The sequence below is a fragment of the Ktedonosporobacter rubrisoli genome (assembly GCF_004208415.1).
GTDB lineage: Bacteria > Chloroflexota > Ktedonobacteria > Ktedonobacterales > Ktedonobacteraceae > Ktedonosporobacter > Ktedonosporobacter rubrisoli.
On record NZ_CP035758.1, the window covers coordinates 1,636,839 to 1,650,003 of the forward strand.

The 13,165-nt window shown below is 53.5% G+C and carries 13 protein-coding genes; 6 read left to right on the top strand and 7 right to left on the bottom strand.

The features are described 5' to 3' along the window. Positions 1-239: 239 nt before the first annotated feature. The 3 genes from EPA93_RS07525 to EPA93_RS07535 all read left to right on the top strand — a co-directional run bounded on the left by EPA93_RS07525 (position 240) and on the right by EPA93_RS07535 (position 3,207). On the top strand, positions 240-1,418 hold the full coding sequence (locus EPA93_RS07525; protein WP_242527489.1) for an ROK family transcriptional regulator: 1,179 nt from the start codon (positions 240-242) through the stop codon (positions 1,416-1,418). A gap of 181 nt (positions 1,419-1,599) precedes the next feature. Continuing rightward, on the top strand, positions 1,600-2,088 hold the full coding sequence (locus EPA93_RS07530) for a MarR family winged helix-turn-helix transcriptional regulator (protein ID WP_129886463.1): 489 nt from the start codon (positions 1,600-1,602) through the stop codon (positions 2,086-2,088). A 66-nt stretch (positions 2,089-2,154) separates the two neighbouring features. Continuing rightward, positions 2,155-3,207 (top strand): hypothetical protein, encoded by a 1,053-nt coding sequence (locus EPA93_RS07535; RefSeq protein ID WP_129886464.1) that lies wholly within the window; start codon positions 2,155-2,157, stop codon positions 3,205-3,207. Here the strand turns inward: EPA93_RS07535 and EPA93_RS07540 are convergent. Further along, the gene (locus EPA93_RS07540; RefSeq protein ID WP_129886465.1) at positions 3,204-4,103 is read right to left on the bottom strand and encodes a LysR family transcriptional regulator; all 900 of its coding nucleotides are present in this window, start codon (positions 4,101-4,103) and stop codon (positions 3,204-3,206) included. The two genes, EPA93_RS07535 and EPA93_RS07540, sit on opposite strands and share 4 nt — an antisense overlap. A 145-nt stretch (positions 4,104-4,248) precedes the next feature. Between EPA93_RS07540 and EPA93_RS07545 the strand changes: the two genes are divergently transcribed. Beyond that, positions 4,249-5,226, top strand: a complete 978-nt coding sequence (locus EPA93_RS07545) for a hypothetical protein (protein WP_129886466.1) — start codon at positions 4,249-4,251, stop codon at positions 5,224-5,226. Positions 5,227-5,351: 125 nt separating this feature from the next. On the opposite strand, the gene EPA93_RS07550 is transcribed toward EPA93_RS07545, so the two are convergent. Further along, positions 5,352-6,806, bottom strand: a complete 1,455-nt coding sequence (locus EPA93_RS07550; protein ID WP_207229475.1) for an MFS transporter — start codon at positions 6,804-6,806, stop codon at positions 5,352-5,354. A gap of 636 nt (positions 6,807-7,442) precedes the next feature. Here EPA93_RS07550 and EPA93_RS07555 point away from each other — a divergent pair. Beyond that, on the top strand, positions 7,443-8,576 hold the full coding sequence (locus EPA93_RS07555; protein ID WP_129886467.1) for an alkaline phosphatase family protein: 1,134 nt from the start codon (positions 7,443-7,445) through the stop codon (positions 8,574-8,576). A gap of 115 nt (positions 8,577-8,691) precedes the next feature. Here the strand turns inward: EPA93_RS07555 and EPA93_RS07560 are convergent, their stop codons facing one another. After that, complete coding sequence (locus EPA93_RS07560; RefSeq protein WP_129886468.1) at positions 8,692-9,675, bottom strand: helix-turn-helix domain-containing protein; 984 nt, start codon at positions 9,673-9,675, stop codon at positions 8,692-8,694. 180 nt (positions 9,676-9,855) lie between these two features. Between EPA93_RS07560 and EPA93_RS07565 the strand changes: the two genes are divergently transcribed. Further along, the gene (locus tag EPA93_RS07565; RefSeq protein ID WP_165422947.1) at positions 9,856-11,085 is read left to right on the top strand and encodes an MDR family MFS transporter; all 1,230 of its coding nucleotides are present in this window, start codon (positions 9,856-9,858) and stop codon (positions 11,083-11,085) included. Positions 11,086-11,217: 132 nt separating this feature from the next. Here EPA93_RS07565 and EPA93_RS07570 read toward each other — a convergent pair whose 3' ends face one another. The 4 genes from EPA93_RS07570 to EPA93_RS07585 are packed head-to-tail and all read right to left on the bottom strand — an operon-like array spanning position 11,218 to position 13,123. Next, the gene (locus EPA93_RS07570) at positions 11,218-11,658 is read right to left on the bottom strand and encodes a hypothetical protein (RefSeq protein ID WP_129886470.1); all 441 of its coding nucleotides are present in this window, start codon (positions 11,656-11,658) and stop codon (positions 11,218-11,220) included. A gap of 2 nt (positions 11,659-11,660) precedes the next feature. Further along, positions 11,661-12,080: a DUF3817 domain-containing protein gene (locus EPA93_RS07575; RefSeq protein ID WP_129886471.1), complete on the bottom strand. Its 420-nt coding sequence runs from the start codon at positions 12,078-12,080 to the stop codon at positions 11,661-11,663. Positions 12,081-12,096: 16 nt separating this feature from the next. Next, positions 12,097-12,402 (bottom strand): hypothetical protein, encoded by a 306-nt coding sequence (locus tag EPA93_RS07580; RefSeq protein ID WP_129886472.1) that lies wholly within the window; start codon positions 12,400-12,402, stop codon positions 12,097-12,099. A 58-nt stretch (positions 12,403-12,460) separates the two neighbouring features. Then, a complete protein-coding gene (locus EPA93_RS07585; protein WP_129886473.1) occupies positions 12,461-13,123 on the bottom strand; it encodes a DJ-1/PfpI family protein in 663 nt (220 codons plus the stop codon). Positions 13,124-13,165 lie beyond the last annotated feature (42 nt).

Sequence of the window (13,165 nt, forward strand, 5' to 3'; positions counted from 1 at the left end):
ATCTTTTACTAAAGCAGTCAACCAGCTTTTGCTGACGCGAGTATGAAAATTTCATGCGGCTCTAAGCGTTGTGGATCGTGAAAAGTGGGTATAATAGCCGGGCTGGCCCGACTAGCTCTTTATTGACACAAGCTCAGGTAATGGCTATACTCCTTTTGGAAGATAGAATATCTTAATTGTTTCTAGCTTCTCTATAAGCATTGGCTTGAGTAAAAGAAGAAATATTTATAGTGAATACTATGCTATCCTTAGCCTCAGATCAGCATAACATATCAAATAAACGCCTGGCTTTGCAGATTATTTGTGAAGTTGGGCCGCTCTCACGGGCGGAGATCGCGCGTCGTTTGCGCCTCTCGCGACCAACCGCCTCGCGGATTGTGGATGCGTTGGAGCAAGCGGGACTGATTACTAGCGTTGGCAAATCGCAGCCAACGGGTGGGCGACTGGGTGATCTCTATAGCTTTCGCGAGGATGCCGGCTGTGTGCTCGCCCTTGAGCTGGGAACGCGTGAAGCTCGCCTGGCCATGGCCCAACTCACCGGTAAGATCGTCACACGAGCAACGCGTGTCCTGGAGTTGGAGGCACGCGAAAACGTCTTGCCTCAGGTCAGCCTTTTCATCAACGACACGCTTAATGGCCTGGGAAAGATGCGGCCAAAGCTGCTGGCCATGGGGGTTGCTGTGCCTGGAGTAGTGCATTTGCAAGCGACGCCTGACTATATCGACGCCGCCAAAATCTTTCACGGCCTCAATAACCGGCCCTTGCGCCAGGAGCTCGAACAGCTCTTCCAGGTACCTATAGCCATGGATAATGATGTAAACCTTGCTGCGGTTGGCGAATCGCAGTATGGCTGTGCCCAGGGACAGCGCAACGTGGTCTATCTCTTTGTCGGGCGCGGTATCGGAGCCGGATTAATCTTGAACGGAACCCTGTTTCGCGGCAATACCGAGGCGGCTGGCGAGGTTGGGAACATAGTTGTGGACCGGGCCAATCTCTATCAGCGCTTCGGTACGCGCGGTAGCCTTGAAGCTCTGGCGAGCCTTGATCGCCTTGCGGAGATCGCTGATACTGCTTCGCTTCCTGATGGATCACTTGAGGATTTTTGCCGCTCGGCATTTGCAAGTGCTGAGCAAGCGCGGGCACTCCTTGGTCCGCTAAATGAATATCTGGCCGCAGCGATTATCAATATGGTTGCCACGCTCGATCCTGGCGTTGTCGTATTAGGGGGTGACCTCTTTGAGCTTCCCTATGCCAGAGAACTATTTATGCAACCCATCGAGGAACTTCTTCTACCCCATGTAGGGAAGGCGGCACGCTTAGAGATCTCTCAGCTTCAGGGAGACGCGACCCTTTATGGCGCGCTTCAAGCGGCAATTGATATAGCCTTGAATGTTGGCGCGGCAGGTGGCCACGTTTAGTCTGTCGCCAGATCAGGTATGAGGCTACAGGATTAGCCAGGTGCCTAACGCGCTTTTTATCCCCCAAAATCCCCTTTTCCCTCCTGGCTTCGCGCTTGAGAAAGGAGGAGAGGCTGGCTATTACTAAATTTCTCTCTCTTTAATTCTTGCAAAGCCAGTTTGTCTGAAATATAATTGTTTCATGCAAACAAATAAAGATGATATTCAAGAACTTGTGGGCACTCTTATGCAGGTTGTCCACTTAATTCAGCGCAATCAGGGGCGCGGCCTACGCGAATTAGGACTTGATCCAACAACTGTGCGCGTTTTAGAGTTTCTGGCAGTCAATGGCTCTGTTCATCCCCAGAAAATCGCCCATGAGTTGAGCCTGCTGCCCTCTTCTGTCACACGCTGTGTTCAAAGTCTGGAGGAGGCTGGCTATGTAGCTGTTACTGGCGATCCAAACGATCGGCGGGCACGCCTGGTCAGCATGACGGAGCGCGGTCAGGAAGAAATCCAGCGGCTTACGCATATAGGGATTGCCATGTTTGCGGCGCTCGTTGCTGACTGGCAGCCTGAAGAGGTCAAAACGCTGAGCTCCTTGTTGGCTCGGCTTGGCGGTCGTATGTCTGCACCTCGACTCAGCCGCCATCAATTGCACAGGATGTTTGAGGATGCACAAGAGAGCTGAGAGCTCATCCGCTTTAATCGCTCTAAATAGAGAAAAGTCCCTTTTGAAAGTTTTCAAGGAAGAATTATGACCGATTCTGAACCTTCCACCACTCCTGCCCTGGTAGAAAAGAGACCATGGCTAGAGCAAGTAGCTCCTGTTCTTCTGCTCCTGTTGTTAGCACCACTCATCGTCGATATGCTCCCTGGTACAACCCGTGTCACAATGCCTCTCGGTCTGCTTGCCGAGATTGCTACTTATGGCTGCGCTGCTCTGCTGATTCGCTGGGTTGTGTGCTATCGTCATCTGAGCAGGCTTTCTATCATACTGCTTGGCATTGCATATGCGCTTGCCGAGGAATGTATCTTCTTGCAGACCTCGCTTACGCCAACCATTGGCCCTGGCCATATCTATGCTCGAATTGCTGGCGTCAATTGGGTTTACCTGCTCTGGGCTCTAGGCTATGAGGCCGTTTGGAGTATCCTGATTCCGATTCAGCTTGCCGAGCTGACCTTTCCGGCCAGGCGTCGTGAAGCCTGGTTTGGACTGCGAGGCCTGAGCGTTATAGGACTTATCTTCGTGTTCGGCACCATCTATGCCTGGTACTTCTGGAACCAGGTAGTGGTTGTGCGCTTCTATCACGGCCAGGTCTATCAACCGCCGCTGCTGGCTTTAATCGTCGCGCTGGGGGTTGTCATAGGCCTGGTAGTTCTGGCCCTTTCTCTGAAACAAGTCCCATTTGCCAGGCCTACAGGCAAGCGAAGCGTTCCTCGGCCCTGGCTGCTCGGTTTGCTTGCCTTTGTGATGAGCCTGCTCTGGTACGTTCTGCTTTTTATCAACGCCGGCCTTATGCCAGGCTTGCCCGTAGCTGTTCCGCTGCTGAGTGGCTTGCTCATGGCGGGAATCTCTTTTCTCTTGATATGGTACTGGTCAGCTAGTTCCGCCTGGCAAGATACTCACCGTCTCGCCCTGATCTCGGGAGCGTTGCTGGCGTGCATGCTGGAAGGTTTTATTATGTTTGGCAATGCTCAGCCTATCGACCTGATTGGAAAAATAGTGTTGAATGTAGCAGCCCTCATCGGGCTCTTCTGGCTGCGGCGCCGGCTTACAGCATCATCTATACCTGCAAAACAAGCTTAGGCGTTTCCTTTGCCGGGCTGCTCTTCCAGCAGATCAAGGAAGGCCTGGGCAGCTCTGGATAGCTGCTTTTCTCGGGGGAAGATACTATAGAGCGTTCGTCTTGGCATGCCCTCGGCAAGCGGAATGAGCTCTAATTGCCTGGCCTGGAGCTCGCTTCCAAGGGCTGCCTGGGGAATAAAGGCGTAGCCCAGACCGGCGATAACTGCCTGTTTCAGCATTTCGGCGCTGTTCAGCTCAATATATACATCGGGTAGTGTGGTGCCGCAATGCTGAAAATACTGCTCGATGATGGCTCGCGTGCCCGAACCTTTCTCGCGAAGTAGCAAGGGCAGTGGCAATTGCTGAAGCTGCTCAATTGAGCATGGAGATGGCAAAGGTTTCGTGAGAGGTCCCACAAATACTAATTGATCATCTTGCCACTTTTTCTGCTCAATCTCGGCTCGTACCACCTCGCCGGCCACAAAGCCGAGATCTAATTGATACTGGCTAACCAGTTCCGCGATGAGCTCAGTATTCTTCATAGTAACATTTAAGGCAATCTGAGGATATCTTAGCTGAAAGGCAGCGAGAAATCTTGGCAGCAGATAGGTGCCCGGCGTTGTGCTGGCGCCTATGCGCAAGGTGCCGCGCTGCAATCCATGAAATTCCTGCATTGCCTGCTCCGCATCCTCCACCAGGGCAAAGATACGGCCAGCATACTCCGCCAGTTGCTTTCCCGCTTCTGTCAGGTATATCTTATTGCCCATACGAACCAACAAGGCTTGCTTGAGCTCTTTTTCTAGCGTGCGCATATGTTGAGACACGGCCGGCTGGCTCATATAGAGTTCCTCGGCGGCGCGCGTTATATGCTGAGTATGGGCTACGTGATAAAAAATCCACAGATGGTGCAGATTCATATGACCTTCTGTGCTCTCCCTCCATAAGTTTTACTTATTAGTCTGACGTCTGGCACGACTCCGAAAGCACACCTCTCAGCCTATTTTGTTGCACGGGTATAGTGGAAAGAAAAGGTTTCATCTATCTTGAATGGAGGCGACAGTAGTGGCAACATCACAAAAAAATGATAAATTGGTCTGGGTGCATGGTATCGGGGGACATGCACCGGGCTATTCCATCGCCTGGCGTGATGCCTTCAATCCCTATCTCAACTTTCCTGACGGTGCCTTTATCGAGGCTCTCTGGAGTACTGTCTTTTCAGCGCCTACCCTCTTTTCGGCAACGCTAGACACCCCAGAGATTGTGCAACCGAGCCTTCCCTTAAGTCCCACCGAGCTTGCCGAAGCCAATACGCTGCTCAAATCGCTCACCACCACGATTCAGGCGCGACAATCAGCTCAAGCTTCCACCTTTACCGGAGAATGGGACCAGGCCGCCAGTCGGGCCGGCGGACTTGCCACCAATGTGGCGACGCTGGCCGGTGGCACAGCTGCCAACGCTGGCGGGGCGCTTGGTAATGTGGGAGGGATCATGGGCCAGATGGGCAAAGGAGGAAGCCCGAGCAAGTCTGCCATGCCTTCTCTTGATGTGACAAAGATGGTCCTTTTGCCCCAGGATACTGTGGGGGAATTTGTGGAGTATCTGGTCAGTCGCAGGATACGCACTGCTGTCAAGGAGAAGCTCAAGGCGCAGTTGCGTCAGATTGCTGATGGAGGCACAATCAATACGATTATCGCGCATAGTTGGGGCACTGTCGTGGCCTACGAAAGCCTGATCGACCTGGAACTTGAGTTACCACAATTCCATCTCAAGCATCTCATTACCCTGGGCTCCCCGCTGTGGATGGTCCATCAATTGCTCGATGAGCGCTCTGGCCGCAAGCCCGCCAATACTGACACCTGGATCAATATTCAGGCGCAGGGCGATCCGATTGGCTCCTGGCTCAAGCCAGGCTTCCAGGTGGACAAGGATTATATGGTCTCCAACTACGGTAATACTGTCAATCCCCATAGCAGCTACTTCCTGCCCAAGAATATCGAAGTTCAACAGAACATTGTAGCTGCTCTCCTGCTGGCATCCTGAATGTCTGATCCTGCCCATGCAGTTCCAGGTAGGCTGCATGGGCCGCCTGCGGTAAGAAACGTCATGGCCCTGACTTCTCAGCCAGATGCGTTAGCCCGTTTGCTGATCACAACCACGTGGTCTATTTAGCCTTCTACCTCTGATAGCCTTTCCTGCCTGAGCACTACTGCATCGTCGGAAGCTGCGCTCTTAGCATAGTGTAAGGATAGATAGGCAGCTACCGCAGCTAGAAAAGCTGTAGCGGCGAAGGCGAAGAGAACGATTGTGAAGGCATGGATGGCAATACCTTGACCCTTGCCAGGCACAAGGCTGAGGTACAGGGAACCAAACACCGCGACGCCGAGCACACCAGCGATGCGGGGGATAGTATTGAGCAATCCACTCATATCCGCAGCATCACGACTCTTTACTGAACTCGTCAGGAGAGTAACCAGGGCCGTGAATTGAAGGCCGAGGCTGAACCCTCCAATCCCAAGCAAGGACATAAACAACGGACCTGTAGTTACTCCCGCCAGCAGCGTAACCCCAAGACTAGCATAACTTGCCGCCAGCAGGAGCGTCCCAAGAAGGGGAGCCAGGCGCCTACCAGTAGCGGGCAAACGTCCGACGAGCGGACCGGCGATGCCAAAGGCGGCGACCCAGGGTACCAATATCAGCCCGGCGTAGGTAGGCGTCTCGCCTAAGCCTTGCTGGAGATAAAGTGCTAGCACAAACAACATCGCAAAATAGGTGACGTTGCTCAGAGCCAGGCAGGCGAGCCCATATACGATAGGTAGACGAGTCAATAAGCGCAAGTTGAGGACTGGCGAACCTCCGCGCCTGGCAAGCTTGCGTTCCCATCCTACAAAGATCGCAAAGGCAGGAAGACTAGCCAAGAAACAAATCCAGATCCATACCGACCAGCCTGCGTCCTGGCCAAAGATAAGAGGCACTACCAGGAGCAGAAGCGCAGCCGAGAGGGTGGCCACACCGCCCAGATCGAGGCGCTGTCCCTGCTGCCGCTGGTCAACTGGCAAGAAGGTAGCTGCAAGAATCATCAGGATGACCCCGATGGGGACGTTTATCAAAAAGATGGGTCGCCATGTGGCGCCAAAGAGATTTGCCGAAACAAGCACTCCTCCCAGAATCTGACCAAGGATGGCACTGCCTGAGAGAACGATTGTGAATAGGCCGATAGCTCGTACCCTTGCAGCCCCTTCGAAATTGATCTGGATGCCGGTGAGTACCTGGGGTACCATCATGGCTGTCCCAATTCCCTGGATAATGCGCATCATCACCAGGACTAGTGCGTTTGGGGCAAGTCCACAGGCGAGAGAGGTCAGGGTGAAAACTCCAAGCCCAAGGATAAACATTCGCAGGTATCCACGCAGATAGCCAAGGCGGGCGCAAGTGATCAACGATACGCCATAGGCAAGGGTATAGCCTGAGACTATAAGCTCTAACTCCGCATCTGAAGCATGCAGAGATGCGTGAATGGCCGGAAGCGCAATATTGACGACTGCGACATCTATATTGCCAAGGAAAACTGCGCCAAGCAAGGCTACTAGCAACCATGGTTTGGACTGTTGTGCTAACATCATGAACTACCCAATTCCTTTCGTCGTGTGCTGATTACGCAGGCTTGCATGATAGGTTACCTGCGGCGAGCTTTCGTACGATATAATCGGCCCTCTTGATCCCGGGATTCTGCCTCATGAGCCGAGGCTTTAACGCGAGAAGCGTGATTTTGTGGCAATGAAAGCTTTTAGCATAGGCCACCGCTACAAACAAGCGTGCTCAGTACACTATAGAGCAACGACAGGCTGAATACTATTAGCTTCTTGCGCTTCAAAAAAAGGCCAGAAAGATCTTCTATGCCAATAAGGAAAAGCTTATAAGGAGCAAGCGAGGCGTAAAGCATTGGTGTAGGAGAATACTCTTTAGCGAAGGGCCAGCTACGGAAATGGGTCAGAAGCCCTTGTGATAGTGATGCGCTATGGCAGCTTCGACTATAAGTTTTGCTTATGCCTATCATTGAATCTTTGTAGTGGTGTTATGCTTCATGCTCCTGTATGCTGCATAGCGTGCAGCAACGCTGGGAAATCGTCAAACTTATCTTAGCGCTTGCATGCTTAATGTGAAGGCGCGCCACTCTACACAATTGAGAAAGCTTGTATCGTTAGATCCTGGGGAGATATAGTCCCTCAGTGAGATTTGGAAAGGAAGGAAAGTAAGGTATGCAGCAAGGAAGACAGCAACGCGTAGTAATTGGCATGATTGATGGAATGGGAATGGAGTATTTCACGGCCCAAGAATTGCCTGCGCTACGGCAGCTAGCCGCCCGGGGCCTCTTTCGACAGGTGAGCGGCTTAATGCCGAGCATTACTAACGTCAATAATGTTTCGATTTGCTGCGGCGCTTACCCCGCTGAGCATGGCATCACCGGCAACTCTTACTTTGATCCTCTGCAAGGTCGGGAGGACTATATGGAAGATGCACGGCTTTTGCTCGCGCCTACCCTTTTTCAGCGAGCGGCGGCGCTTGGTATCCAGAGCGCGTTGCTGACTAGCAAAAAGAAGACGCTGAGCCTGCTAGGGTCTGGTGCTGCTCTGAAGCTGGCCGCCGAAGCTCCTGCTGAAGAGTTTGTCGCGCGCTATGGGTCGGCGCCTTCGATCTACAGTCGTGAGATCAACTACTGGCTGTGGCAAGTGGCTGTAGATCTGCTTAAGGAGCGCCCGGAAATTGGCTTAGTGTACGTTCATACCACTGATTTTCCCATGCATAAATGGGCGCCCGAGGAAAAGGCCTCGCAGGAGCACATGCAAACCCTTGATCGCTTGATTGGCCAGGCCGCTGCGGCTGCTCCTGATGCCGCATTTTTGCTCACAGCGGATCACGGTATGAATCCGAAGCGGCGCTGTTGGGATCTGCAGCGAGTTTGTCTACAGCAAGGCACACAAGTGCGCTATGCGCTTTCGGCCGAGAAAGATCGCTATGTCCTTCATCATCGAACCTTTGGCGGAACTGCCTATGTCTGGCTGCAGGCTCCAAACGACTTGGAGGCTGTCAGGCACACGCTTGAACGCGTGCAGGGTGTTGAGCTTGTACTGACGCGCGAGCAGGCTGCCGAACGCTTTCATCTCCTACCTGACCGCATCGGGGATGTGGTAGTAATTGGCGATAAGGATACCGTGTTTGGCGAGTTAGAGACGGAGGGGGAGGAATTAGAAGCCTCCTACCGTTCACATGGCTCGCTCTATGAGCTGGCTGTGCCTCTTATTATGTCTAATTTTCAGGCCGGGCTTCCTGAGCCCGAGACCCTGCACTATAACGCAGATCTAACGCGCCAACTCTATCGCGCTGCGCACTAGAGCGTGCAATAGCTTGATTTTTTGTCAGAAGAGGAGGCTTGTGGATTTATCTCCCTCCAGCCTCACCTCCATACACCTTATGAGTATGTAGATCCGCTTCTCATGCCACTTATCACTAGGAATGCACTTTGTACGCCTCTTCCTCTTGTTTTTGCTGAAAAGTATGACGATATGTCTGTGGTGAAATATGCAGAAAACGCTGGAAGTGCAAGCGCAGCGTCGCCGCTGAATGAAAACCACAGCACGTAGCAATCTGCTCAACGGGCTTGTTAGTAGTTTCCAGAAGACGCTGAGCCAGCACAATGCGCTGCTGAAGTATCCATTGATAAGGAGTCATCCCCACGGTCGCGCTGAAACGGCGCGCGAAGGTTCGCCGGCTCATGGCGGCCTTGGCTGCCAGTTGCTCCATGGTAAACTCTCTGTCGAGGTTGGCCGCGATCCACCCCAGGGTCGCGCCAAAGGGATCGTTCTCATCAAGGTCGGGAAAGGGCGTTTCGATATATTGTGCCTGCCCGCCCTCACGATGAAGGGGCACAACCATCCGCCGCGCGACAGCCGCAGCAATTTCAGCTCCGTAATCCTGGCGCACGATATAGAGAGACAGGTCGATAGCCGCTGCCGTTCCTGCAGCCGTCAACACCTGGCTATCATCGACATAGAGCACGCGGGGATTAACCAGGACTTTCGGATAGCGTGTAGCCAGTTCCGCAGCCCAGGCCCAGTGGGTCGTGGCCCGGCGCCCATCTAGCAAGCCTGCAGCAGCCAGGAGGAAGGCCCCTGTGCAAAATGAAATGACACGCGTGCCACGCTGATAAGCCGCACGCAAAGCCTCAAGCAAATCGTCTGGGGCGGCCGTGGTACGAAAACGAGGAGAACTGGGCACAATGATCGTGTCTGCCTCCGCAAGATGCTCCAGATGGTAAGGAGTGTTCAGGAGCAGGCTGGTAGAAGTCCGAACCGGCCCTGGTTTTGTGGCACAAATCATAAGCCGATACCAGGGTACCTTCAATTCAGCACGTTCAACCCCAAAAATTTCTGTAGCGACTCCTAATTGAAAAAGATTCACCGCGTCGTACGCAATGATCGCAATTGTATACATGGCAATTTCTGCATGCTTTCTGTCTCTTCTGCTGCTGGTCGGTCTACTCTGTTGCTGGCAAAATCTTAACACATAGATTGTTTTTTGCCAAACAATGAGCAACTTGAGCAGACGTGGGATCACAACGGGGCTCGCCTCCAGTGCGATTGCTGCTCTGCGCATCTCTGAAAGGATTCCATTTTGGACACGTCCCCAAAGCGGCTTGCCACTTTTTTGCAGAACCAGCGCTTCTCGCGCCCTTTCTGGTTCCTGGTCACTGGCTCCTTTATCAACAAAGCTGGCAATTTTATCATGCCTTTCTTTGCGTTGTATCTGGTCTCTTATCACCATTTGTCTATCAATGCAGCGACGCTCATCATCTCACTTATGGGCATAGGCTCGCTGGGCGCAGGGATTTGTGGGGGGATACTGGCTGATAGAATTGGACGACGCGTAACGCTACTCTTCAGTCTTGTTGCAACAGCTGTCCTGATGCTGGGCCTCGGCTTCGCCGAGACGCTGCCCCTGATTATTCTGCTTGCCATACTCTACCAGTTCTTCAACGAGCTCTTTCGCCCTGTGACCTCGGCGGCCATCGCGGACCTGGTGCCACCAGAAGAGCGGACGCGAGCTTATGCCCTGCGCTATTGGGCTAACAACATTGGCAACGCGATTGGACCGATCATAGCCGGGCTGATTGCCCCTATCTCCTATCTTGCTCTCTTTCTGGCAGATGCGTTGACAACCTTCAGCTTTAGCCTGTTGATCTGGTTCGGGGTACCTGAAACGGGTCAGAGTAACCGTTGGCATGTCAAAAAGCAGCTGGAGAGGCAAGCACCCACAAAGCTCCCTTTGCGTCAGGCTTTTACCGATCCCTGGCTTTGGTCCTATGCGTTTCTGGCGCTTCTGTTCGACTGTATCTATGTACAATCGACGACTACGCTGCCGCTTGACATGAACGCACATGGAATGAGTACGCTGGCTTTCGGTACGGTAATGGCTGTAAACGCGGTTCAGATCGTTTTCGTTAGCCTGCCGCTGACCACATTTTTTCGGCGCATCAATCGGAACCTTTCGCTGGCCATAGCCGCGTTGATGCTGGGCACGGGCATGGGCCTCTATATCTGGCTACATACGTTTGCTGGCTATCTCCTGGGAGTGCTGTTCTGGACCGTTGGAGAAATTGTTTCCTACCCGATTGCCCTGGCGCTGATCGCGGAACTCTCTCCGCCTCTCCTGCGCGGCTCGTATCAGGGAATCTACAGCAGCATTCGCGCGCTGTCTTCGCTCCTCGCTCCTGCACTGGGCGGCCTGATCCTTGGACAGTTAGGCCCAACCGCTTTGTGGAGCAGTTGTTTTGTGGTAAGCGCACTCATCGCTTGCGGCTATCTGATCCTTAACAAGCTGCGCCAGACCCAATACAGCAAATGAAGCTGCGTCGCAAAAACACTGAGAGGAAAAGCGGAAACTCAACTTCAGCGATTACCCTCTTTGGGAAAATGGTTTGTGGACATCGAGTATCTCGCTCCAGCCATCCGGGATAGGTAATATTTCTTGAGTCCCTTAGCTGACGAAGGTAGCGCCTGTCATCACACCGACAGCCAGGACCGTCAAGATAAATCCCGCGATGGCCCAGCGGCGGGCCTTGCTATCCCCCTTTTCCTTGCTGCGTATGATGGTCGGGCGTAGAGCGCCATCGCCAAGGCCAAGCAGCGCAATGGCGATGACAAAGCCTGTGATGATCAGGCCTCCCCAGGCGCTGCCAAAGAGATGGGCAAAGCCGCGCGTTCTGGTAATCAGGACGAGGCCGAGGCCCATCGTTAGCGTTCCTGTATAGGTAAGCGTGCGTATGATCGCAATGGCCAGCCGGATGAGGGTCTCGCTCGGCTCTTTGCCAACGAGCGGTACTATGAAGAAGGCAAGGAACGCGTACCCACCTACCCATGTGGCTGCGCCTATGACATGCCCGTAGCGTATCAACCAGGAGACAAATAGCAGCATCATCTCTATTCCCCTCTCCGATCCAGGGCTCGTTCTCCGTGTGAAGCCAGGCGCGCGCCGTGCACGTCAGTTTCCCTGGTCTTGGAGAGAGCCGTTGGCGCGTCTGAGCCTGGTAGAGTATTTTGCTGGCGCAAACGGCGGGTAATAATCAATTCGCCGACAAAGGCGCCTGGCGGTCCCGCCGTCAGCAAGACCGCGACGGGAAACCACCACTTCCACAGGCCATCTATCGCCCCTACGCCTGCAATGACGAGTAAGAGAAGAAAATTAATGCCATGGAGTGGCCCGAGCACATGGACTATCTCCTTTTGTCCGCTAAGCGCTGCAGAGACAAGCGCCAGGAGGAGAACAAGATCGATAAGCGCGGCCAGGCGCACAATGCGTAGGCGATTGGAGAGACGTTCAGCCTGTTGAATTGAAGTCATAACCTGCTTTCCTCTCTCACTCTCCAATTGCGCGTTGACCGCTAACTTTGGAGGGCGGTAGCTTGCCCGCCCGTGACGTACCGCTGAGCGTGTCACCGTCAATGATCACATCGAACGTGAGGTTCAAGCGCAGCGGCCTTGTGATTGACTGCTTCCAGGTGAGTCGATTGTTCTCAAGCCGCGGTTCGAGCAAGGGCGTCGTTTCCGCGTTGCCCCTGGCGATTCCTGCAACAACTCCATTGCTCTCAGCGAGCTCCAGCTCAACAGACTGGGTGCCGATAGGGGTAGCTATGTTAATATTCCAGATGCCTGTTAGAGACATATGCTTTATCCTCTCATAGAGTGCTCAAACATGTTAAGGCTGGCGATTGGTGGCGGATTTAGCGTATAGCGGCTTCAAGTCCCTTGTTATACCAGATGGTTCCGCGTCGCTCAAACTCAAAGAGATCCTCTACGGCGAGGGCGATGCGCGGACCAAGCTCGCGTTCAAGCAAATACAGTCCAAGGTCAAGCCCTGAAGTAACTCCCCCAGCGGTTACTAGATCACCATCATCGACCACGCGCGCCTGAATCGGGATGGCCCCGGTGGCTTCAAGGGCAGCCATGCCTAAGTGATGAGTTACGGCGTGACGCCCTTCGAGTAAGCCTGCCATGGCCAGCGCAAGAGAGCCGCCGCAAACTGTAGCAACGGTAACCTGGGGATTGTCAAGGGCTTGCTTCATCAAAGCCGGAAGCCTGGTTTCCTGGGTCCTGGCCAGCAAGATAGGGATAGTCTCAAGCTGGCTTCCATCCGTAGGTTCGTTGATGGGTCCTGCGGCTCCTGGCACAATGATGAGGTTAGCTTTATCCGGGTCCAGAGTGCCCGTCGCCTTCAGCACAAGGCCACCTGATCCGCTCACAACCTCGCGTGGCCCCTCCGCCGAGACAAGTTCCACACTCAGAGCTCCACCAGAGACATTGGCGCCTGCCGACAAAACCTCATAGGGCGCGCTGACATCGAGGAGGTCAAATCCATCGAATAAGACAATTTGCGCATGTAGCATCAAAAGATCCTTTCCTTTGAACGAAGCTTGTACAATGACAAC

What these genes read in the sequence shown, in the direction of transcription:
- EPA93_RS07570 (WP_129886470.1), bottom strand. Translation starts at nt 11,658, where the DNA reads ATGATGCTGCTATTTGTCTCCTGGTTGATACGCTACGGGCATGTCATA.
- EPA93_RS07525 (WP_242527489.1), top strand. Translation starts at nt 240, where the DNA reads ATGCTATCCTTAGCCTCAGATCAGCATAACATATCAAATAAACGCCTG.
- EPA93_RS07560 (WP_129886468.1), bottom strand. Translation starts at nt 9,675, where the DNA reads ATGTATACAATTGCGATCATTGCGTACGACGCGGTGAATCTTTTTCAA.
- EPA93_RS07540 (WP_129886465.1), bottom strand. Translation starts at nt 4,103, where the DNA reads ATGAATCTGCACCATCTGTGGATTTTTTATCACGTAGCCCATACTCAG.
- EPA93_RS07555 (WP_129886467.1), top strand. Translation starts at nt 7,443, where the DNA reads ATGCAGCAAGGAAGACAGCAACGCGTAGTAATTGGCATGATTGATGGA.
- EPA93_RS07550 (WP_207229475.1), bottom strand. Translation starts at nt 6,806, where the DNA reads ATGATGTTAGCACAACAGTCCAAACCATGGTTGCTAGTAGCCTTGCTT.
- EPA93_RS07575 (WP_129886471.1), bottom strand. Translation starts at nt 12,080, where the DNA reads ATGACTTCAATTCAACAGGCTGAACGTCTCTCCAATCGCCTACGCATT.
- EPA93_RS07535 (WP_129886464.1), top strand. Translation starts at nt 2,155, where the DNA reads ATGACCGATTCTGAACCTTCCACCACTCCTGCCCTGGTAGAAAAGAGA.
- EPA93_RS07585 (WP_129886473.1), bottom strand. Translation starts at nt 13,123, where the DNA reads ATGCTACATGCGCAAATTGTCTTATTCGATGGATTTGACCTCCTCGAT.
- EPA93_RS07530 (WP_129886463.1), top strand. Translation starts at nt 1,600, where the DNA reads ATGCAAACAAATAAAGATGATATTCAAGAACTTGTGGGCACTCTTATG.
- EPA93_RS07580 (WP_129886472.1), bottom strand. Translation starts at nt 12,402, where the DNA reads ATGTCTCTAACAGGCATCTGGAATATTAACATAGCTACCCCTATCGGC.